Below are 23,351 nucleotides of genomic sequence, written 5' to 3'. Positions count from 1 at the left end.
TCCGGCCAAATTAGACCACTACAACTTCTACAAGTGGGGCAAGCAATGGAAGTGCCGGCGCTAATTCTTCACCTCCAGAAGGAAATGATAATGACGGCCAATCTAAACGCCCAGAAACCAGAGAAGAGCTTCGTAAGGATTTGGAACAGAAGGGATATCAGAATAAAGGAACCAGCGAAGGGGGGTATGAAACGTGGACGAGACCTGATGGCTCCAAGGTTACGATAAAACCTGATGGAGAGGTTATACCCACCAGAAGGGTCTGGAAGACTGATGGAAGCGGGAAGTATAACGAGCGTGTAAACTACGAAGGGCAGCGCTTGCCCGATCAATCCCATTCGACAGGACACTATGTTAAATAATACGAGCGATAGGGCGAAAAAATGCTGTTATGGAAAGATGTAAATCTTGACAAGCTGGTCGTATCACCCGACGGTCGAAGTGTTCAGGTCGTGCTGTCAGACATGACCCAAGGCATGCCACTAGCGATATTGGAATGTTCTGATTGTTTCTTGTTGAATTTTCAGAACATTTTCTCTGATGAAGATGGGTTTGCATGTTACATTGGGGAAGTAAAATGCGACTTTGTGGAGGGTGATGCCGTGAGCGATCTTTTAGTAAGTCAGCACTTTATGTTTTCAACCTCAATAGGGCATCCCGTACTTCCTTTGGGGGAATCCATGATTTGGGTTCATTTAGAAGGTGGGGATGTGCTTGTGAAAATTGGGTGTCGAAACATTTTTTGTAATCAGATGGGTCTTGGGTGGGTTTAGTCTTTGACCTCCCCCCGCAAAACCGTAGCGTTCAAAAGTAGAGATTTCTGGCAAATTTGAGCCTATCCGGGCGATTTGTCATGAAAAAATCGAAGTTCACCGAAGAGCAGATCGCCTTTGCGCTGCGCCAAGCCGAGTCGGGCACGACCGTGGCGGAGGTCTGCCGCAAGATGGGCGTGAGCGAGGCGACCTTCTACAACTGGAAGAAGAAATACGGCGGCCTGGGCGTGACCGAACTACGCCGTTTGAAGCAGCTGGAAGAAGAAAATGCCCGGCTCAAGCGCATGGTGGCCGACCTGAGCCTGGACAAGCAGATGCTGCAGGAGGTCATCCAAAAAAAGCTGTGAAGCCGGCTCGCAAACGCGAGCTGGCGAATTTTCTGATCGGCGCGTATCGCGTCAGCATTCGTCGCGCCACGGCGGTGATGCAGCTGCGCCAAGCCCCCTATTTTTATCGGCCACGGCCGCGCGATGACCGCGCCGAGCGCCAGCGGATCCGGGAGATTGCCGCCACGCGCATCCGTTACGGCGCCCAGCGCATTCATGTGCTGCGGCGGCGCGAGGGCTGGCTGATCAATCACAAGAAGACCTACCGGATTTACTGCGAGGAAGGGCTGAATCTGCGGCGCAAGCGGCCAAGACGGCGTGCGGCTGCAGCACACCGGCAGGAGCGGCCGGCGATCTCCAGTTTGAACGACTGCTGGAGCATGGATTTCGTCGCCGATCAGCTGTTCAACGGCCAGAAGATCCGGGCGTTAACTGTGGTGGATAACTGGAGCCGGGAAAGCTTGGCGATCACGGTGGATTACGCGCTGAAAGCGGCCGATGGGGTGGCGACGATGCGGCACCTGCAGACGCTGCGCGGGACGCCACAACGGATTCGGGTCGATAACGGCAGCGAATTCATTTCGGTGGCGCTGGATCAGTGGGCGTATGAGCATGGGGTGACGCTGGACTTCTCACGTCCCGGCAAACCCACGGATAATGCGTTCATCGAGTCGTTCAACGGCAGCTTGCGGGACGAATGCCTGAACGTGCACTGGTTCCTGTCGCTGGACGATGCGCGCGACAAGATCGAACGCTGGCGACAGGATTACAACGAATTCAGCCCGCACAGTTCGCTGGGCAACCTGACCCCGAGCGAGTTCCGACGCGCTCACCTTGAAGCTGGGAATCTCTAGTTCCGACCGCTCGGTTAAGCGGGAGGAGGTCACCGTTCTAAGGCCAAACAAGTGTGAGCAGGGGCGCAGGAAGATGTTACCTACCGGTAGGTTCACCAAACCCCAGATGTAGTGGTCTAATTTGGCCGGACACCTCGATAGGTGGATGATTCACCAAGCGAGGAGAAATGGATGAGTAAAAAGCGCAGAACGTTCGACGCGGAGTTCAAGCTCCAGGTCGTGAAGATGATCAAGGACGAGGGGCTGAGTGTCGGCCAGGTTTGTCGTGACCTGGACCTTGGTGAGACGGCGGTCCGTCGCTGGCTGGGGCAGTTCGAGGCCGAGTTGTCGGGGCAGCGTGGAATCGGCAAGCCCCTGACGGCGGAGCAGCAGCGCATTCGAGCGCTGGAGGCGGAAGTGAGGCGGCTACGCGAGGACAACGCGCTGTTAAAAAAAGCATCGGCCTTCTTCGCCCGGGAACTGAAGTGATCTACCGGCGCATCGCCCAACTGCAGAAGAAGGCCGGCAACGTGGCGAGGATGTGCGAGGTTCTGGGAGTGAGCCGGTCGGGTTACTACGCGGCTCAACGGCGCAGCGGCCGGAAAACCAAGGTATGCCCAGTCAGCGTCCGGCTGCAGGCGGCCTTTGTCCGTTCGGGGCGTTGCTATGGTAGTCGGCGTTTGCAGGCGACGCTGCGTAGCGAAGGGATCAAGTTGGGCCGCCACCGGGTGCGTCGTCTTATGCGTGCTCACGGGTTGCAGGCCACTTGGAAACGCAAATTCCGTCACACGACGGACAGCCGGCACGGCCTGCCCACGGCGGCCAATGTGCTGGACCGGCAGTTCGAACCAGCGGCGCCTAACCAAGCTTGGGCGTCCGACATAACCTATCTACGCACACGCAGCGGCTGGCTCTACCTGGCCGCCGTGATGGACCTCTTCTCGCGCAAGATCGTCGGCTGGGCCATGGCGCCGACGATGCCAGCCGAACTGGTCTGTTCCGCGCTGCAGAGGGCTATCACCCAGCGTTGCCCAGCACCCGGTCTGATCGTGCATTCTGATCGAGGCAGCCAGTATGCCAGCGAGGCTCACCGCCGCCTGCTCGAACGCCATGGCTTGCGCGCGAGCATGAGCCGAAAAGGCAACTGCTGGGATAACGCCGTGATGGAACGCTTCTTCCTGAACCTCAAGATGGAACGGGTCTGGCAGCGTGACTATGCCAACCAGGCTGAGGCTAAACGCGACGTCACCGACTACATCGTCGGCTTCTACAACAGCGTGCGCCGGCACTCGAAACGGGGCTATCTGTCGCCCAACGCTTATGAGCGTAACTGGACAGAAAAACACCCTATCGTCGTGTCCGAAAATACTTGACCACCACAGTAGGCCCCCCTACCTACCGCGTGGGTCGCCCCCCAAGGTGGGGGTGCTTTGTCCAAAGAATTCTTTTTCGATTAGACAGGGAGTCGAGCTGAGCTGCTTCAGCCAGGGGGTAGCAGATAGATTACGTTCAGACGGTGCTTAGCCTGTCCTGGGGGAAGGCTCAACAGCGAGCTATAGATGGCATACCCAATGGCATACTCAGCAAGATAAAAAGGAAAAAGCCCTGAATAATCAGGGCTTTGTCTCGAATAATGGCGGAAGGTCAGGGATTCGAACCCTGGAGGGCCTTGCGACCCCGCCGGTTTTCAAGACCGGTGCATTCAACCGCTCTGCCAACCTTCCGTGGGGCGCAACTATAGCATAGCTTCCTGTTTGTGGCGGCTTGGTGAGCATTTTTTATCGTGCTTCCGATGGATGGTTTCCTGCCAGGAGCACCGCAACATCCCACCCAGCATAGAGCACGACACTACAAAAATCGTGAACCTCCGCCTTCTCCTCCTTCACCTCTGCGTCTGATCGTTCCGTCATTGCGATGATGCTTGTGGGCATCGGGCTGTCTATGACGGAAGTAGCGAGCCGCCACCGCTGCGGGATTTGCAGCGATTCGAGCATGGCCGCCAGGAGGAAACATGGACAAGCTATCAAGCAGGGATTCGATCCGCGAGCTGTGGATCGAACGTCGTCGGCGGCTGCCCGAAGCGGAGCAGGCGCATCTATCGGAGCGACCGTGGGGGTTGGCGCTATCAGGTGGTGGGATTCGCAGTGCCACCTTCTGTTTCGGCTTGGTCAAGGCATTGGCACAAAACGGTCTGCTGCATCGTTTCGATCTGCTCTCGACCGTATCAGGTGGCGGCTATATCGGCGCCACGGTCGGCATGCTGTTTCACCGCGAAGGTCAGAAAGGGGAGGCGGCTCAGCCGCTTGAAGTCGAACGCGGGCTGGCGGGGGCCGAGACCCGCTGGTTTACCGCATGGCTGCGGGCCAATGGCCGTTATCTGATTCCCGGTGGCACGCGCGACATGCTGTTCGCAGCAGCCTCCTTCGGCCGCAATCTGTTCGCCATCCACGTCGAGCTGGCGTTTTTGTTCATTGTGTTGGGGTGTCTGCTGGTCGGATTCGATCTGGCGGTATGGCAGTGGGCCGACTGTGTATTCCGCGACGGCGGGTGCTGGCCACGCGAAGGCAAGAATTGGCTGGCGGCATGGAACGGCTCGGCCTTGCTGGGGGTGTTGTCAGGCTGGCCGACAATTTGGCTGCTGCTGCCTTTCATTGTCTGGGTCGGGTTGGTGTTGGCCTGCTGTTTCTGGGCTATTCCTGCCGAAACCGGTGGCCGGGTGGGTAAACAGTATGTGGTGACTGCTGTGGCGATGGTGCTGGGAATAGCCTTGCTGCTGCGCCACGCAACCCCCTGGCTCGATGGCCAGCTTGAGCATATTACCGGCAGCCTGCCGCTGCCGACGGTACTGGTGGTCGTACTGATCGCCCTGATGCTGGCCTGGCTGTGCGGTATCAGTATGGCGTTCGTGTTTTGTTACCTTGCCTGTCCCAGATCTGGCAAGGGCACGGCTGCCGCAGCGCCTCCCAAGCCGGCCGTGCGATTCACGATAGACGTTCTCCGCAACCGCCTGACGGCGGCGCTCTCTGTCACCCTGATGGCCGGGCTGGTGGTGCTGGGACTTGGCGTGATCGACTATCTGGCCTGGCATCTGGGGAATCTCGAAGCCAGAGAACAAGGGACGTTCGGGCTTGGGGTCGGGGTGCTGGCGGTGGTGCTGCGGGCGGTGCTGCCCAAGGTGGCCGATCTGCCGAAAAGTCTGACTCCCGGGGTGCGGTCCGGGGCCATGGGGTTGATCGGCTATGCAGGCTTGCTGGTGCTCAGCATGGTGGCGATCTTCTGGATCAGCTTGGTGCACGATCTGACTTCCAGCGTGCTGTTCTCCAGCCGGCCGGTATCTCTTCAGTTCGACCCGGCTTGGGAATGGCTGGGCTGGCTATTCATTCCCACCTTGTTATGGATCGCGGTTTCGGCCGATAACCGCGAGTTCCTGAACCGTTCCTCGCTCTACCTGTTCTATCGCGCCAGGCTGGTGCGCAGCTATCTTGGAGCCACCAATCCCGACCGGTTCGGAGCCGAGCCTTTGACGGCCTTTCCCGAAACCTTGGGCAGCGGTGCGGTGGTGGCGGTCAATCGGGTGCAACCGGGCGACGACTTGCCGATGTGCCAATACCAGCCGCATCGCAGCGGCGGGCCGGTGCATCTGCTCAATGTCTGCATCAACCAGTCGCATGACCCCAAAGGCTGTCTGTTCAACCGCGACCGCAAGGGCCTGCTGCTGACCGTCGGGCCGGAAGGCTGGATGTCTACCCAGGAACAAGGCTGGTTCCGGCCGCATGACCCCGCCACGCTGACGCTGGGGTCGTGGGTGGCCATATCGGGCGCGGCGGTTGCACCGGGCCTTGGTGCCTCGACCCGTCTGGGCGTCGCTGCCTTGCTGACGCTGGCGGGTATACGGCTGGGCTATTGGTGGGACAGCATAGGCATGGAGGATAAGAAGGTTGATTTCCGCCAGCCGCTCGGGAAATACCGCCAGTTATTGAGCGAATTATTCGGCCGTTTCGATGGCAAGCAGCGACGTAACTGGTTTCTCAGCGATGGCGGCCATTTCGAGAATACCGGCGTCTACCCCTTATTGCGCGAAGAATGCGAATTGATCGTTCTGGCCGATTGCGGCGCCGATCCCCGCTATGCCTTCGGTGATCTGGAAAACCTGCTGCGCAAGGCACGGATCGATTTGCAGGTCGATATCACCTTCCTGCGGCCCAAGGAACCCGATCAGGCGCTCAGGGATATCTTCGGTTCACTCAACGATGTGGCTTCCGCCGACAGCTATGCCTGCCTTGCCCTGGCGCGCATCGATTACCGTCGCAGCGGTAAGCGGGGCTTTATGGTCATCGTCAAGCCGAATATGTGTCATGGCAGTTCGGTCGATCTGGTGAACTTCAAGGCCGACAATCCGCTGTTTCCGCAGGAACCCACCACCGATCAGTTTTTCAGCGAGGCGCAGTGGGAGAGCTATTTCCAGCTTGGCAATACCATCGGCAAAAACATCGAGTTGAAGCAGCTCAAGGATGTTTGCCGCTTTGCGGATGACTGCTTTATGGATGACGACGGGGCGGTGCTGGTTCAGGACGCCAATGGCAGAAAGACGCTGCAATTTTCGACCAAACGTCTGTCTTCCCGGATTGCCTCGACCGGGGTGGTATCGGCTTCCGTGAGCCTTGGCGCTGCCGCTTCGGTAGGGCTTGCCCTGTGGCAGACAGTCAGCACCGAGTTGAACGAGAACCAGGTAGAAGGCCGCATCAACCCCGAGGTGCTCAAGAGCCTGAGCGATCTCTTCGGCAAAAGCGCGTCAGAACAGACCGCAGTGGCGGATGCTCGCTTGGGGGAGATGGCGACCGCTTTGCTTCATGTCGGTGACGCGGTATGCAATGAACGCAATCTGGCGGCTTTCAAGCAATCCAATCTGATGACGCTGATGGTGCAGCAAACGAAGCGATCCTGCGCCGCCGTCTCTTCCCACCATCCTTCCTGTCAGGCACTGCTTGATGACGATCAGTTGCCACGTTGTCTGCAAAGTGAGCCTGGCGTGATCTGCTCGCCCAGGTATTGGGCACGGGACTATCGCATCGATACCCAGACCAAAGCCAACTGCTGGCTGCCGGTCCTCAGCCATCCCAGACCAGTCGCTACCCAGGCGGCTTCCGAGAAAAAAGTCACCGACAGCCTGCCGGCCACCGATGCATCAACGACGATAAGCCCTCCCTCGAAAAAGTCGGCATCGGGTGAGGTGACTGTGCCACCTCTTCCGCAGACGGCCGGCAATACGGCGGCGCCCAGACCCAAGGACAAATCGGGCGCGACAGAAGCGCCAAGGTCAGCAGTTCCCGACAAGCCCGGCGAAGATTCGATGGAGAAACCGGGCACGCCTGTCCGGGAAAAGCCCGAATGCCGGGGGCAAACGGTTTATCTGCAAATTTATGGACCAGAACTGCGCAGCCAGGTAAGGAAGCTGCGTAGATATTGGAAACAATTAGGCCCTTCTGTGCCACCGATCGAGGATGTGTGGGACACGGCTAACCGCTCTGGTCTGCGGCGGCCGCAACCGTTCCCGCTGCCGACGGTGATCTACTACACGGAGGCTTCCTATCGCTGCGCAGCGGCGCTGCAACCTGCCGGCACCCAGATCGAGTGGAAACTGGTGAAACTGCCTCAGGACCGGAACAACCGCAAAAACATCATCGAGGTCTGGATTCCGCCCTCAAGCAAGGTGTTTCCCGATGAAGCGCCCGATTGAGCAGAGAGGCCGGCCTTTCCCGAGGCGGTCATATCGTCCAGCCTTGTGCCGGTCATGCGGTAACCGTTGGGGACTTGGGGGAGAGGGCGGGACTGTCGGATAGCAAAACGGCTTCGGTTGCGGGCGGTGTCGGAGGACCGATCAACCGCTGCGCGACCGAAGCCGGATGGGAGAGCACTTCCGCATGGTAGAAGTGTGATTAACTATATTTTTGTTTTTTACCTAAAATCGTTTTTGAGTATTGCAAACGAATTTCCTGTTTTTTGATTTTATGCAGGCTTAGCGTTTGATGTGAAGCCCGCACTCCTTGGTTTCCGGATTTTCCCACCACCAGCGGCCGGCGCGGATGTCTTCGCCGACGGCAATGGCGCGGGTGCACGGGGCGCAGCCGATCGAAGGATAGAATTTGTCGTGCAGTTCGTTATACGGCACGTCGTTGGCGCGGATGTATTCCCATACTTCGCGCTCGGTCCATTCGATCAGCGGATTGAATTTGTCGAGGCCGTTGCCGCTGTCCCACTCGTGCGGGCCGAGGTCGGTGCGGGTCGGGGATTGTTCGCGGCGCAGGCCGGTGATCCAGGCTTTGCGGCCGGTCAGGGCGCGCTTGAGCGGGTCGATCTTGCGGATGCGGCAGCATTCCTTGCGCAGCTCGACCGAACGGTAGAAGGCATTGATGCCTTCGCGGGCGACGAATTCTTCGGTGGCGACGGTATCAGGGAAATAGACCTTGACCGGAATGACAGGGTAGGTCTCGCTGGTCTTCTGCATCAGCGTATAGGTTTCGGCGGGCAGACGACCGGTGTCGAGGCTGAAGATCTCGATGGGCAGTTCATGGCGCGCGATCAGATCGGTAATCACCATATCTTCGGCACCGTAGGAATTGGCGAATACGGCCGGCTGATAGTCGGCGGCGATCTGGCGCAGCAAGGCGACGGTCTGCTCGATCTTGGTGGACAGGGACATGCGGGCTCTCCAGGGAAGAAGGCGGGGGCCGGCGGCTTATCCAGGCTCTGTGGCTGGTTGTTTCACGCCGTTGCGATCGGGATGGCGGGCAGTCCGGGCCAATGGCACAGCGGTCCGAGGGCCGCCGGCTGCGAGGCGCCCGGGTCGGCTCCGCGAAAAACAGCCTGGCCATTATCGAAGGGGGGTTAATTAACCGAAAAGACTAATGTGTTAGTATTTTATGAGAGAGAGTTATTAACAGCCCGGCCGTTTCCGCTTCCCGGCACGGTCGCTCGGAGTCGCGATGAAGCTGCAACAGCTAAGGTATCTGGTCGAAGTCTATAAACAGGGACTCAATGTCTCGGAAGCAGCAGAAAAGCTGCACACTTCACAGCCCGGCATCTCCAAACAGATTCGGCTGCTCGAAGACGAACTCGGGGTGCAGGTGTTTGTGCGCAACGGCAAGCGGGTGGTCGATGTGACGGCCCCAGGCCGTGAAATCCTGCGGATCTCCGACCGTATCCTGCGCGAAGCACAGAACCTCAAGCGCGTGGCCGAAGAGTTCGTGAACGAGGAAGAAGGCAGCCTCGTCATCGCCACCACCCACACTCAGGCACGCTATGCGCTGCCTCCCACCATCCAGGAATTCCTCAAGCGTTACCCCAAGGTCAAGCTGTCGATCAAACAGGGCAGCCCGACCCAGATCTGCGAACAGGTGGTCGCCGGCGAAGCCGATATCGCCATCGCTACCGAGGGTATCGATCTGTTCCCTGAACTGGCGATGCTCGACTGCTATCAGTGGAATCGCAGCGTGATCGTGCCCGATCACCATCCGTTGCTCGATTTGCGCGGTCAGGTGACGCTGGCCGATGTGGCGCAATACCCGATCATCACCTACGACTTCGCTTTTGCCGGCCGCTCCAAGATCAACCGCGCCTTTGAAACCGCACGCCTGACGCCCAATGTGGTGCTGACGGCGATCGATACCGACGTGATCAAGACCTATGTGGGATTGGGCCTGGGTATCGGCATCATCGCCAGCATGGCCTACGACCGCTACCGCGACGAAGGACTGTTCGCTATCGACGCCAGCCATCTGTTCGAGCCGTCGACCACCCGCATCGGCATCCGCCGCGATGCCTATCTGCGTGGTTATGCCTATTCCTTTATCCAGGGCTTCGCGCCGGCCTTGACCCGTAAGGTGGTGGAGCAGGCGATGGGGCAGAGCGAGGAAGACTGATTTTTGTTATGGAAAATATCCTGCCGGCTGTTTGCTAGATAATTAGCCTGATAGAAAAGAAAATAAAAAAGCGCGAGTTGTTGGCTCGCGCTTTTTCATTCCTGAGAAAGCTGGGTCTTACTCGATCCTGAACGCCTGCACCCGACCATCTTCCCCACGCAGCAGCAAGCGGCCCGGCTCGACCCACCAGGTCTTGTCGCCGTTGCCCGACAACAGCGCCGGTTCCGGAATCAGCCGCAATGCACTACCGCCGAGCGTAACCGTCACGCTGCCGTCGATGCCCACCTGCAAGGTGGCGTCGTTGGCCTGGGCGGTACGGCGCAGCGCGCTCAGGTCGTGGACGGCGCCAAACAAGGTCTGTACCTGTCCGGCCCGATTGCGGTAGCTCAGCGCGCCGCCGAAGTCGCCCAGTGCCCAGGCCGATTGCAGCGACAGCAGACGGCCTTGGTGCTGGGCCAGCCAGTGACCGTCGGCCTGCTGGGTCAGCTTGGCAGCGACATCTTCCTGACGCAGTTGCTCAAGCAGCGCTTGCGGATCGTCCAGACCCGGCACCAGCTTCAACAGCACACCATGACTGCGCAGCAATAGCCGGCCATCGCTGTCGAAGCCGATATGGTCGGCGGCCATCGGATCGATTTCGATCCGGCCAAGCGGCTGGCCGGTATAGCGGACCCCGTCAGTACCGTCGAGCCGCACCACACCTTGGGCGTTGATCATGGCGTTGCTGATGAATCCCAGCGCGCCGACGAGTTGCTGCGGCAGTGTCTGGCCGCCGAGTCGGACCGGCGTGCCGTCGAGGCGGGCAGTCCAGGCCAGGGATTGCCAGCCGGCACCGTTGGGCAGGGGAAGCGCGTCACCGGTCAGATTGCCTCGACCATCGGCCGAACCAAGCCACCAACCGGCGAACTCGCCGTCGCGGCCCAGCTTGACGCTTTCGCCCGCAGCAAAATGGCGCGAATTCAAGGCGACTCCACCGCTCACGATTTGCAGGGTCTGTACCCCGTCGCTATTGCGCTGCCAGCGCAGACGGCTGGCCGGCTCGGTCGCCAGCAGCGCCGTGCCCTGCGGGCCGCTCAGGCCGATCACCGAACCGGCTTGGATACCTTCGAGTTCGATTTCGCCTTGGCGCAGTACCAGACCTTGCCGCTCGCCCTGGCGATGCCACTGCAACCAGGCCCCGTCACTGCCAGCGCGCTGGACCACCCCCGGCAGCCGCAGCGTTGCACCGGACTTGAGTTGCAGCAGCGCGCCATTCGGTGCCCGGTCCGTCAGATCGAGCGAGGCCAGATTCTGGCTATCGACCACGATCACACCATTGGCCGACAGCCAGGCACCCGTTCCCGAGCCACTACCCAGCCCCAGCCCCAGCCCTGCCAAGCTTTCCACCGGGGTGAAATTGACTTCGGTGGGGACGGGAACGGGCGTGGGTGTCGGCGTCGGAGTGGGTGTCGGCGTCGGAGTGGGCGTCGGCGTCGGCGTCGGAGTGGGTGTCGGTGTCGGAATGGGTGCCGTCAACTTGAGGCCGACGATGACCGGGTCGTGGTCGGAGGCGCGGTACGGATCGGCCGCATAGAAGCCGCCATTGGCGATGGTGGCCTGTTGTGCCGCCGATTTGCCGTCGAGGTTGTAGTCGAGGTATTCCGGCTCGTCGGCGTTGATATTCCACTTGGCCGCGCCCTTGACCACCTTGTCCAGTTTGGCGTCGATCAGGGCGTGGTCGAGCGAGCCGGTCTGGCCTTGATAGCGGTAGGAGCTGGTTTCCGTCACCAGTCGGCTGAAGCCTGCTGCGCGCAGTACATCGATCGGGTCTTCTTCGCTGTAGGCATTGAAGTCCCCCATCAACAGCACGCCCTCGGCGCTGCCGTCCTGGTTGAGTTTCCTGGCGAACTCGGCCAGCAAGGCCGCTTGCGATTTACGCAGCGCGTTGAAGCAAGCCTGACCATCCTTCTGGTCGCGGTCGGCCACGGGTGAGCTGCCGCTACAGTTCTTCGACTTCAGATGGTTGACCACCACCCAGAAGGTCCGCCCACTTTCCTTGTGGCGGAACTGCTGAGCCAGGGTCGGACGGTCATAGCTGCTGTGATCGAGCAGCACCGGCGCACCGACGGTCTCCACCACGGCGCTGCGGTAGATCAGCGCTACCTTGATCGCATCGCTACCGGCGGCGAACGACGGAATCGGCGCATCGACGATCTGATAGGGGGTGCCGCCGCTGCCGCCATTGAGTGCCTCCACCAGTGTGGCAACTGCCTTGGCGGCGTCGATATTCTCGATTTCGAGCAGACCCAGCACATCGGCGTCCAAGCCCTTGAGCGCCGCCACGGTCTTGGCGTGCTGGCGCTGGAATTCCTCGGCATTGTCCGGGCCGCGCGCATTGCGGTTGGCGCTGGTCAGCGTGGTGAAGTAGTTGAGGACGTTGGCACTGGCGACCCGGACATTCTCATCACCAAAGCGCGGCACCGAAGGGCGCGGGGCGTACTTGATCGTTACTGGGCCGACCGGCTGCATCCGATAGCCGTTGTTGCGGTAGGTCAGAATACCCTCAAGGCCGTCGATGGTGCTGCCGACCCGCACGCTCTGCGTCGCCGGATCGACATAGGGCAGCGGGAACGGTTTGCTCTTGCCACTGCCGTCGTCGAGGATCACGCTGCGCTGGGCATTGGCGCGGGTATAGGCGTCCATGGCGGCAACATTGCTCTTGCCGTCGCTGCTGGTGCCGGCCGGGTCGGCATCGTTGGGGTCGACCACATCGCTGGGCTGATGGATGCGGCCACCGGCCGACAGCACCAGCTCGCCGTACTGAAGCAGGCCGTCGTTGTCGCTCACGGTCAGCGTCTGTGGAAAGCGCACGCGCATGCCTTCGAAGCGTTCCAGATCGGTCGGGGCGGGCAGGGTCAGTTCGAGCGTCCTCGGCAGCGTCTGGCTGCTCGCCAGCACCTTGACATCGTTCATCACGACCTGGGTCTGCTCGTAGAACTCCTTGACCGCGCCGCGTACCGCCACCCGGTCGCCAACCTTGAGGGCGGGCTTGGCCTTGTCGGCATAGACAAACAGACCTTCCGAGGTGGCCGGGTCCTGGTCGATCTCCTCATCGGCCGACTGGATATAGAAACCGTTGAAGCTGCCTTCGTCGAGATAGAGCGCCGTAACCACCCCTTCAACCAGCACGGTGCGTCCGTCGAACGGGCTGACGGCACTGTTGCCCTGGATGGCGTGAATCGGGCTCTTGGTCAAGGGCAGGGCAAACGGCTGCCTCAACACAGCCGAGCGGTTGCCGGCCGGGTCGATGGCGAGCCAATAGGCGGCGTAGTCGATGCCGCTTTGCAGACCTTCGAGCGGATAGGCCACGGCGCCGTTGCTGTCGATCCGGCTATGCCAGGGCGCGGGCCGGTCCTGGGCCGAACGGCCGGTCAGCACCTGTTCGGCCGAGGGCGCAGCTTCGCTGGCGGGAAGAATGACTGCAAACACCCGCGCCGGTTCGTTGAGTTGGCCGCTCAGGCTGCCACGGCCGGCATCGCCGGGCGTAAAGCTGAGCTGGTCGAGCAGCGGTGCCGTATCGTCGCCGGCTGCTGCGGTCGTGGCAGCGAGATCGACCACGGCCGACAGATTGCCGGCTGCATCGCGGGCCACCAGATAGAGGCGGTAATCGGTTGCCGGGGTGAGTCCGGCCAGTTCCAGCGCCTGCAACTGGCCGGCTGCGGCGGCGGCCTGAGCCTGGGCGCCGTCACGGACCTGCTGGGCATCCGGCGCTGCCTCGCCGGCGGGACGGGCCAGCACCAACAAGGTCGCGTCCTCGTCCACCTTGGCCGCCAGACGCAGCGAGCGGGCACCGCCCAGTTGCAGCGTCGCGGCCGAGACGGTCGGCGCCACCGTATCGGCCGGGCCGTCGGCGCTGAGGACCAGATCGTCGATGCCCAGCCATTCGTCGTTGCCGCTGGCATCGACGGTCAGAATACGCACCTGCACCTGCGCCTGCTGTTCGAGTTCGGCCGGCAGATCGAGGCTGACGGTGCGGCTGGCCGTCTTGGACGGGCCCTCGCTGCCGTCTTCGAGGTAGCCCGCGTCGAGATTGATAAAGTTGCCGCTGTCGCCGATCCGGTACTGCACCGCCAGCGACTGCCTGGCGTTGTCAACGCTGGCGTCGATATCACGCACGTTGAACGACAGCTTCAGATTGCGGGCGTCCCGGCTGTCGAGATGCAGCACCAGCGCCAGCGCATTGGTGCCGCTCGATCCTTGCAGCGCGACCACCGGATTGTTGTCGACCTTGAAACGAGCAATGGTGCCGCTGCTGGTCTTGTCGGGCGTCTGGGTCGGCTTGACCACCAGTTTGGCAGCGTTGAGCGGCGCCAGCACGGTGCGCGGATCGGTACCGCCCTTGACCTTGAGGTCCTGCGCATAACCCATGATCGACGGCACCAGCGACCAGTCATTGTCGGTCGCGAAGGCTTGCTCGTCCTGCCAGTCCTGGCGCAGGGCGCCGGTGGCCAGTCGGTGGTAGCTGGTGTCGGCGAACGCTGCCGGCGTCAGCGCAGCGATCAGTACGGCCAGCGTACTCGGTTGGAACTTCATCGGATTTCCCCTCTTTGTTTTGGTTGCGGCGAAAAGGGGCGAATGGTAGCCATATCCGGTTAACGTCGGGTTAAAACTGTACAAATGTTGCGTCGGTGTGGCTTAGACCGTTGCAAGGGAGATGCAATTCAACAATTTTCGGTATAACATACCGATCGGAATGTTAATTTGAAGAGAGAGCAACATCATGAAAGCACTGCCCTTATTGCTGGCCTGCCTACCGTTGTTGACCGCCTGTCATGTCGAGGTGGACAGCAAGACCGGCGAGGTGAAGAAGGTCAATATTTCGCTGTCCAAGGATAAGGTCACGGTCACCGATACGGCCCCGGTTGCCAAGGAAAGCCGCAAGGTCGCGGCCATCAAGGCCATCGAGTCCTACGGCCCGATAGACATCGACGTCACCATCGGCGATGTGCCCGCGATGGAACTCGAAGGCAGCGCCAAGGTGCTCAGCTATATCAAGACCGTGGTCGAGGGCGACACGCTCAAGGTCCGGATGGAGCCCGACGAGAACCTGACCATCGTGGTCCCGCTGAAAGTGAAGCTGGTGACGCCGGCACTGCGCAGCATCAGCAGCTTCGGCTCGGGCGACATCAGCGTGCGTGAGCTCAAGGGCGGCGAGCTGGACGTGACCAGCAAAGGCTCAAGCGACCTGACCCTGGCCGGCCGGGTCGATAAGCTCGTGGCCTCGCTGCAAGGCTCGGGCGATCTCAATGGCGAAGCGCTGGAAAGCGGTAGCGCCGAGCTGTCGATCGTGGGCTCGGGCGATATGAAGCTGTCCAAGGTCAACGCCCAGACCCTGTATCTCGATATCAAAGGCAGCGGCAGCATCGAAGTGCACGGTCAGACCAAGCAGGTCAAAGCCAATGTGTTCGGCTCGGGCGACGCAACGCTGACCGGACTGACCAGCCAGCAGGCCGACCTGGCCGTGTTCGGCTCGGGCGACATCACCGCCACCGTGGCCGAACAGGTCAAGGCGTCCACCCGCGGCTCGGGCAATATCGCGATCTATGGCAACCCCAGCAAACGCGAAGTCTCGGGCGACGGAATCGAATTCCTCTGAAACCTCCTTGCGGAACAACTCCGCAGGCGCCTGGGCGTTCAGTGAGCGTCCAGGCTGGCATCGCGCGGATGCCACAGTAAAGGTGAAGGCAAAGAGACGCTACCTTACGAAAACCGGACGTTGACCGATCCGCCCCACCATCAGACCGGCACGGCCTTTGTCAGGGCCGTGCCGGTGCTTTGGGGGGATGGGCTGGAGCGGGTGGGGTCGATGGCTTGTCCGGGATAGCTGGGCGCTGGACCGAGATAAAGGCTGGTCTTCGTGGTGATCGGATAAAATTTTATTATTTATTCGATACATGCTAAATATCTTGCAGGTATTTTTCCTAAAACATTTATTTTCTGCTTGATCAGCTTGGGGCCAAACTCCTTGGCGGCAGCAGTGGTTTCCCTGCTATCGTCGCGGACGCAGCCTGCGCTGCCCATCCGATAAATCCGCCGGCCATCGGCACGGCGGCTGCTGAATGCACTGGCCATTTGTTCGAGGAGTGTTCTGTCATGATCGTCACCTTTCCCGATAGCCCCTATCGGCTGCATCAGCCGTTCCCGCCGGCCGGCGACCAGCCCGAAGCCATCGCCAAGCTGCTCGAAGGGTTGGACGATGGCCTCAAATATCAGACCCTGCTCGGCGTCACCGGCTCGGGCAAGACCTATACCATGGCCAATGTCATCGCCCGCAGCGGCCGGCCGGCCATTGTGATGGCGCCCAACAAGACGCTGGCGGCCCAGCTCTATGCCGAATTCCGCGAGTTCTTCCCGGAAAACGCCGTCGAATACTTTGTCAGCTACTACGACTACTACCAGCCCGAAGCCTATGTGCCGAGCCGCGATCTGTTTATCGAGAAGGATTCGGCGGTCAACGAACATATCGAACAGATGCGGCTATCGGCCACCAAGGCCATTCTGGAGCGGCCCGACTGCATCATCGTCGCCACCGTCAGCGCGATCTACGGTATCGGCGACCCGTCCGATTACCACCAGATGATTCTGCATATCCGCGAACACGACACCCTGCCGCAGAAGGAGATCGTGGCTCGGCTGGTGCAGATGCAATACGAGCGCAACGATGTCGAATTCACCCGGGGTAATTTCCGCGTCCGTGGCGATGTGATCGATATCTTCCCGGCTGAAAACGCCGATCTGGCGCTGCGGATTTCGCTGTTCGACGACGAGATCGAATCGCTGCAACTGTTCGACCCGCTCACCGGTGCCATCCGCCAGCGCCTGGGCCGCTACACGGTGTTCCCGTCCAGCCACTACGTCACCCCGCGCGCCACCGTGCTGCGGGCGGCCGAGACGATCAAGAGCGAGCTGCACGAGCGGCTCGAATTCTTCCATCGCCAGATGAAGCTGGTGGAGGCGCAGCGGCTGGAGCAGCGCACCCGCTTCGATCTGGAGATGCTCAATGAAGTGGGCTTCTGCAAGGGGATCGAAAACTACTCCAGGCACTTTTCAGGGAAAAACCCTGGTGAGCCGCCCCCTACCTTGCTCGACTATCTTCCTGAAAATTGCCTTATGTTCCTGGACGAAAGCCATGTGATGATCGGCCAGATCGGCGGCATGTATCGAGGCGACCGGGCGCGCAAGGAAAATCTGGTCGATTACGGCTTTCGTCTGCCCAGCGCCCTCGATAACCGGCCTTTGCAGTTCGAGGAGTTCGAGCAGCGAATGCCGCAGACCGTCTTTGTCTCGGCCACGCCGGCCGACTACGAGGCGAAGCATCAAGGCCAGGTGGTGGAACAACTGGTACGGCCGACCGGGCTGGTCGATCCGGTGGTCGAGGTGCGACCGGTCGCCACCCAGGTGGACGACCTGATGAGCGAAATCAGAAAGCGCATCGAAGTCGGCGAGCGGGTGCTGGTGACCACGCTGACCAAGCGGATGGCCGAGCAGCTTACCGAGTACTTCGGCGAACACGGTATCCGGGTGCGTTATCTGCACTCCGATATCGAAACCGTCGAGCGGGTGGAAATCATCCGCGATCTGCGGATGGGGGTGTTCGATGTGCTGATCGGCATCAACTTGCTGCGCGAGGGTCTCGATATTCCCGAGGTGTCGCTGGTGGCGATTCTCGACGCCGACAAGGAAGGCTTCCTGCGCAGCGAGCGCAGCCTGATCCAGACCATTGGCCGCGCCGCCCGCCATCTGAACGGCATGGCCATCCTGTACGGCGATGTCATCACCAACTCGATGCGCCGCGCCATCGACGAGACCGAACGGCGCCGCGCCCGCCAGCAGGCATTCAATGCCGAGCACGGCATTGTGCCCAAGGGGGTGGTCAAGCGGATCAAGGACATCATCGACGGCGTCTACCACGAAGAGCAGGCCCAGGCCGACCGCCTCGAACAGAAACGGCTGCGTCAGCTTGAGGAGCTGGATGCCAAGGCGCTGGCAAAGGAACTCAAGCGGATCGAGAAGGAAATGCTCGATGCGGCCAAGAATCTGGAATTCGAAAAAGCCGCCCAATTGCGCGACCAACTGCATCTATTGCGGGAAAAGGTATTCGGCGCAGCCTGAGCCGGTGTTTGAGGGCAGAGCCGGACTGCCGTGCCGGCGCTGCTTTCTGGCCCTCCGTCCGCTTGTTCGTCGGGTGCGCTGGACCGGCCGGCTTTTTCACTGGCCACCGTTTATAAATATGAAAAGGAAATGGAACGGATCGGCAAGAATCCGTTGACTTTCAGCAGTTGCCTCGCCTGTTTCTCCCCAAAGACCCAGCTTCGGGTTTCTTCCTTACTCGACTTTTATGCACGAAAAACCCGCTCCCAGCCTGCAAGCCTTGCAGCGAGAAATCGACCGGCTCAATACCGAAAATGCCACCCTGTGCGCCGCCCTGTTGCAAGCGGAGCATGCACCTGAAGCCGGTGCGTCCACGGTCGAATCGCTGCTTGGCGATATTCTGGCGCGCGAGAGCGAATACGCCATTATCACCTGCGCCGCCGACGGTACGGTGATCGAATGGAACCGTGGCGCGGAAAATATCTTCGGCTGGCCAGCCCCGGCGGCGATCGGCCGGCCGATCAGCATGATCTTCGTGCCTGAGGATCGGGCAATGGCTTATCCAGCCCAGGCAATGGCCCGGGCCGATGCCGAAGGTCATGTGCCCGATGAGCGCTGGTATCTGCGCCAGGACGGCAGCCGCTTCTACGCCCAAAGCTCGCTGATGCCTTTGCGCGGCGAGCAGAGCAGCGGCTATCTGAAGATTCTGCGCGACCGCACCGACCTGCACCGTGCAGAAAGCCGCTTGCGGGCGAGCGAACATGAATTGCAGGCGATCTTTTCCGAGGCGGCGGTCGGGATTTCGGAGCTTTCCCCTTCAGGCCACTTCCTGCGCGTCAACGACGCCATGTGCACAATCCTTGGGCGTGACCGGCAGGAATTGCTGGGGGTCGAGGTTGCTTCGCTGACCTATCCCGATGATGTGGCCAACGCCCGCCGGCTGTTTCGCCATGTGGTGGAAACGGGCGACCCGGTGTCGGTCGATCGCCGCTATGTCCGCCCCAACGGCAGCCTGGTCTGGGTCAGCAGCAGCCTGCGGCAGATTCTCGATGAAAGCGGCGCTGTGCGCGCCGTGCTGGCGATCACGGTCGATCTGACCGCCCGCCGACTGGCCGAGGCGGCTTCGCGCCAGAGTGAGGAACGGCTGCGGGCGATTACCGATGCGATTCCCTTGCTGATTGCCTATGTCGATAACGAACAGCGCTTCCAGTTCGCCAATCGGCTGTACGAGACCTGGTTCAACCGGCCGCTCGACCGCATCGTCGGCCATACCGTGCTCGAAGTGATGGGGCCGGCGATCTATGAGGCGCGACGGCCCTATATCGAGCGGGTGCTGGCCGGTGAAGAGGTCCACTACCGGGCCGAGTTGCCCGATGGCGACGGGGTGCGGATCACCGAAGTGACGCATAGCCCGCATCGCGACGCCGACGGCCGGGTGCTGGGCTTCTATTCGGCGGTGCAGGACATCACTGAACGCTACCGCTCCGAGCGGGCGGTCCATCGGGCGACCGAGCGCATGCAGCTCGCGCTTAATTCGGGCGCCATCCTCGGTACCTGGTCGTGGGATATTGCCGACAATATCCTGACCGCCGATCGGCGTTTTGCGCAGACCTTCGGACTTGACGACGCCCTGGCCGACCGCGGGCTGCCGATCGAGGCCTTGATGGAGGCGATCCATCCCGATGACCGCGAAACCGCGGTGGAGCGACGGCACGAGGCGATGGCGCGCGGCAGCGCCTATCGGGCCGAATACCGGGTGCGCCAGGCCGACGGCAGCTATCTATGGGTCGAGGCCAACGGCCACTGCGAACTCGATGAGAATGGCCGGCCGCTGCGTTTTCCCGGCGTGCTGCTCAATATCCATGAACGCAAGCAGGCCGAATTGCGGCTGCGTCAGTTGATCGAGCTGGCGCCCGCCACGGTCTGGTTTGCCGACCCCGACGGCAGCCTCAGCTTTATCAGTCAGGATTTCTACGAATACACCGGCCTGACCCCTGAAATCGCCCTGCCGCACGGCTGGGGCCGGGCCATCCACCCCGAGGATATGCCACGCGTCACCGCGATCTGGGACGACGCCCGCAGCCGTGGGGTGTTCTACGACACCGAATTGCGATTGCGCCGCCAGGACGGTGAATACCGCTGGTTCAGCGCCCGTGCCCAGCCCTTGCGCAATGCCGGCGGTGAAGTGACCGGCTGGCTTGGCAGCAACAGCGATATTCACGAACGCAAAACGGCCGAGGAAATGCTGGCCCAGCTCAACGAGACACTGGAGCAGCGGGTCGCCATGCGCACGCGCGAGCGCGACGAGTTGTGGCGCCATTCGCGCGATCTGATGGGGGTGGCCGGCGAGGACGGCTTCTTCCGTTCGATCAACCCGGCCTGGAGCCAGGTACTGGGCTTCGATGAAGCCGAGCTGCTGTCGCGGCCGTTCAAGGCGCTGCTGCATCCGGACGACTGTGCCGAGGCTGCGGCAGTATGGCAGGCCCTGGCGCGTGGCCAGTCGATTGCCCGTTTCGAGGATCGGCTGCGCTGCGCCGATGGCAGCTATCGGCTGATCTCCTGGACCGCCACGCCCGGCCAGGGCGGCTTTTATGTGATCGGCCGCGATATCACCGAGCAGCGCCAGATCGAGGAGCAGTTGCGCCAGTCGCAGAAGATGGAGGCCATCGGCCAGCTCACCGGCGGGATTGCCCACGACTTCAACAATATCCTGACCGGTATCATCGGTTCGCTCAGCGTGATCAGCCGGCGGATCGAACAGGGCCGGTTCGATGATCTGAGCCGGTTCATGCAGGCCGCTTCGGGCTCGGCCCATCGGGCAGCGGGGCTGATCCAGCGCCTGTTGGCCTTTGCCCGTCGCCAGTCGCTCGATGTCAAACCGCTCGACCTTAACCGTCTGGTGCAGGCAATGGAGGAATTGCTGCGGCGCACCCTGGGCGAGCAGATCGATCTCTCCACGGTGCTGGCGCCCGATCTCTGGCTGGCGTCGGCCGATGAAAACCAGTTGGAGAGCGCGTTGCTCAATCTGGCCATCAATGCCCGCGATGCGATGCCGCAGGGCGGCAAGTTGACCATCGAGACAGCCAATGTCCGGCTCGACCAGAGCCACCCTTCTGAACACGATGACCTGAGCCCGGGCGACTATCTGCTGATCTCGGTGACCGACACCGGCGTCGGCATGACCCCGCAGGTCAAGGCCAAGGCGTTCGATCCTTTCTTCACCACCAAGCCGATCGGCCAGGGTACGGGGCTTGGCCTGTCGATGATCTACGGCTTTGCCAAGCAGTCGAACGGCCATGTGCGCATCGACAGCGAAGTAGGACGCGGGACCACGATCCGGCTCTATCTGCCGCGCATCGGCAGCCAGACCGAGCGCGACCAGATCGACCCGCCGGCCGAGCTGCCGCTGGGCCGCGGCGAGATGGTGCTGGTGGTCGAGGACGATCCGGCCGTGCGTCTGCTGGTGGTCGAGGTGCTGTCCGAGCTGGGTTACGGCGCGCTCGAAGCTGCTGATGCACGGGCCGCGCTGTCCTTGCTTGAAGGTCATGACAAGATCGATCTGCTGATCTCCGATGTCGGCCTGCCCGGCATGAACGGTCGCCAGCTCGCCGAGATCGCCCGCCAGCGCCGGCCCGGACTCAAGGTGCTGTTTATCACGGGCTACGCCGAAAGCGCCGCCATGCGGCCAGGATTGCTCGATCCTGGTATGGAGGTCGTCACCAAGCCGTTTGCCATGGATGCACTGGCGCTGAAAATCCGTGAAATGGTCCGAGAAGAAAACTAAGCGCCCGTCTGACCGAACCAGTTTTCGGTAATTTTCCTTCTATTTTGCCTGGTTGGCTTTGGCTATGCTCCGGTGCGGTCGCCCTGGAGCCGGTCGAAGCTTGCTTGCAGTAATTAGTAAAATTTTAGGAAAAACAATTGCTAGATCGGTCCCACTAAATAAATAAAAAATAAAAATACTTGTCTTCTTCTTTCCTTGTCTCCCATATCCGCTCTCTACAGGACAGGCTGTAGCGAAGTAGAGGGCGGATGGGGGGAATTGGACAGAGAAACCGACGGATAGTTAGTGAGAAGGCTGCAATGCCGAATCTTCACTTTCCTGAGCTCAACAGCGAGAAAAATCTATGAAGTTCCTCCCCCTATGTTTGCTGACAGCGCTGCTGGCCGGTGTGACGGCTTGCTCCGATGCCGAGCCGCCCCCGCCGCCCAAGGCGGTTGCTGCGGCACCGCAGCCGTCGCAGGAGCAATTGATGCAGGCGGTATTCGGCAAGCACTACCGGGGCAAACAGAAAGACGCGCTGGTCGATCTGCCCGATCCGGAAAACCGCGAAGTCAGCAGCCGCTATCTGGTCTCGCCGATTTCGCTGCGCGCCCGGCCGGGCGGGGAGGCGCTGTTGCTGACCAACTCGGTCATGGCGAGTGACCAGGGCGAACCCGAGTTCGGCCATGCCGACGCCGGTCTGGTCAGCCTCTACCGACTGCGCTGGCAGGACGGTGTCTGGAAGGTCAGGCTTTCCCATATCCATTTCGATGGCCTGGGTTCGATGGGCAACAGCGGTGAGGCCCAATGGCTGGACCTGAGCCGCGGCCGGCTCGGGCTGGCGATGCATCACGGCGGGATGTGGCAGGGCAATACGCTGACTCTGCTGGCGCTGTATGACCTGAGCGGCAATCAGGTCAAGTCGCTGACCAAGGAGTCGATCCGCATCGCTTCCGCCAATGGTGGCGCATGCGCGCCGATCACCGAGATGTGCTGGGATGTGACGGCCCAATGGCGTTTCGTCGCCGCAGCGCAGCCCGGTGACTATGACGATCTGGTGCTGAGCTTCTCCGGCTCCGAAGCGACCCTGGCCGAGCCGGTGGGCAAGGCCGAAGCGGTGATGGCAAACGGAGAAGAGGTCGAACCCAAGCGCAATGTGAAGCAAGTGACCGGTAGCGCCCGCTATCGCTTCAGTGACGGTCATTACAGGCTGGTAGAGGGAACCAATAAGGTGCCGGAGATTTAAATAGGACGGTTTCCAATCCTGCGGGTTAAGACGCGACCCCATGCCGATTTGCTTTGGCATGGGGTCGAGGCTTTTTTGAATGGCTGATGATTGAGGGGTTGGAAATAGACTTATATAAAAGGTGGATATAAATCGACGTGTTTTATATTTCTGCAATGATGTGGTTCTGGTGGGTTTATTGGCCAATCGTTCTGATTTTTGTTGAAAGACTTTTGATTTTTTTGAAAATCAATTGGTTGGATTATTGTTGATGGATTGGTTGCGGCGAAGGGTCTTGCTTTGTGACGTGGAGTGGTTCGGCAAAACTTTGTCACGCGGCTTGGCAGTTTCCGTCATAAGAGCCAAAATTCTCCCTTTTCTT

Annotated in this window: 11 protein-coding genes and 1 tRNA gene; 9 read left to right on the top strand and 3 right to left on the bottom strand. The window is 60.8% G+C overall.

Annotated features, from left to right (window positions below; genetic code table 11):
- The first annotated feature begins 383 nt into the window (after positions 1-383).
- From ACFOW7_RS22025 to ACFOW7_RS06200, 3 genes are all read left to right on the top strand, one after another.
- On the top strand, positions 384-773 hold the full coding sequence (locus ACFOW7_RS22025; protein WP_449252216.1) for a hypothetical protein: 390 nt from the start codon (positions 384-386) through the stop codon (positions 771-773).
- 80 nt (positions 774-853) lie between these two features.
- Positions 854-1,953 (top strand): IS3 family transposase gene (locus ACFOW7_RS06205; protein WP_378162174.1). Its coding sequence is split into 2 segments (ribosomal slippage): positions 854-1,115 and positions 1,115-1,953, totalling 1,101 coding nucleotides; the frame shifts between segments, so codons are not numbered across the junction.
- Between the two features lie 171 nt (positions 1,954-2,124).
- A protein-coding gene (locus tag ACFOW7_RS06200) for an IS3 family transposase (protein WP_378161821.1) occupies positions 2,125-3,305 on the top strand; the annotation gives its coding sequence in 2 pieces (ribosomal slippage) (positions 2,125-2,392 and positions 2,392-3,305; 1,182 coding nt in all).
- A 261-nt stretch (positions 3,306-3,566) separates the two neighbouring features.
- Here the strand turns inward: ACFOW7_RS06200 and ACFOW7_RS06195 are convergent.
- Positions 3,567-3,656: transfer RNA gene (locus tag ACFOW7_RS06195), tRNA-Ser, on the bottom strand.
- A 287-nt stretch (positions 3,657-3,943) separates the two neighbouring features.
- On the opposite strand from ACFOW7_RS06195, the gene ACFOW7_RS06190 reads away from it, so the two are divergent.
- Positions 3,944-7,669: a hypothetical protein gene (locus ACFOW7_RS06190; protein ID WP_378162172.1), complete on the top strand. Its 3,726-nt coding sequence runs from the start codon at positions 3,944-3,946 to the stop codon at positions 7,667-7,669.
- Positions 7,670-7,948: 279 nt separating this feature from the next.
- On the opposite strand, the gene ACFOW7_RS06185 is transcribed toward ACFOW7_RS06190, so the two are convergent.
- Positions 7,949-8,632: a phosphoadenylyl-sulfate reductase gene (locus tag ACFOW7_RS06185; protein ID WP_378162170.1), complete on the bottom strand. Its 684-nt coding sequence runs from the start codon at positions 8,630-8,632 to the stop codon at positions 7,949-7,951.
- 283 nt (positions 8,633-8,915) lie between these two features.
- On the opposite strand from ACFOW7_RS06185, the gene cysB reads away from it, so the two are divergent.
- Positions 8,916-9,851, top strand: coding sequence for an HTH-type transcriptional regulator CysB (gene cysB, locus ACFOW7_RS06180; RefSeq protein ID WP_378162167.1), 936 nt, complete (start codon positions 8,916-8,918; stop codon positions 9,849-9,851).
- Between the two features lie 117 nt (positions 9,852-9,968).
- Here the strand turns inward: cysB and ACFOW7_RS06175 are convergent, their stop codons facing one another.
- On the bottom strand, positions 9,969-14,423 hold the full coding sequence (locus ACFOW7_RS06175; RefSeq protein WP_378162165.1) for an ExeM/NucH family extracellular endonuclease: 4,455 nt from the start codon (positions 14,421-14,423) through the stop codon (positions 9,969-9,971).
- Positions 14,424-14,610: 187 nt separating this feature from the next.
- Between ACFOW7_RS06175 and ACFOW7_RS06170 the strand changes: the two genes are divergently transcribed.
- The 4 genes from ACFOW7_RS06170 (at position 14,611) to ACFOW7_RS06155 (ending at position 22,990) form a co-directional block, all read left to right on the top strand.
- Positions 14,611-15,486: a head GIN domain-containing protein gene (locus tag ACFOW7_RS06170; protein WP_378162163.1), complete on the top strand. Its 876-nt coding sequence runs from the start codon at positions 14,611-14,613 to the stop codon at positions 15,484-15,486.
- A gap of 497 nt (positions 15,487-15,983) precedes the next feature.
- Positions 15,984-18,002 (top strand): excinuclease ABC subunit UvrB, encoded by a 2,019-nt coding sequence (gene uvrB, locus ACFOW7_RS06165; RefSeq protein WP_378162161.1) that lies wholly within the window; start codon positions 15,984-15,986, stop codon positions 18,000-18,002.
- A 226-nt stretch (positions 18,003-18,228) separates the two neighbouring features.
- A complete protein-coding gene (locus tag ACFOW7_RS06160) occupies positions 18,229-21,765 on the top strand; it encodes a PAS domain S-box protein (protein WP_378162158.1) in 3,537 nt (1,178 codons plus the stop codon).
- A gap of 343 nt (positions 21,766-22,108) precedes the next feature.
- Positions 22,109-22,990, top strand: coding sequence for a hypothetical protein (locus ACFOW7_RS06155; RefSeq protein ID WP_378162155.1), 882 nt, complete (start codon positions 22,109-22,111; stop codon positions 22,988-22,990).
- Positions 22,991-23,351: the final 361 nt, after the last annotated feature.

Source organism: Chitinimonas lacunae (assembly GCF_042650885.1).
In the GTDB taxonomy this organism is placed as follows: domain Bacteria; phylum Pseudomonadota; class Gammaproteobacteria; order Burkholderiales; family Chitinimonadaceae; genus Chitinimonas_A; species Chitinimonas_A lacunae.
Note: the sequence above shows the minus strand (reverse complement) of the source record. Positions and strands in the feature narration are given on the sequence as shown.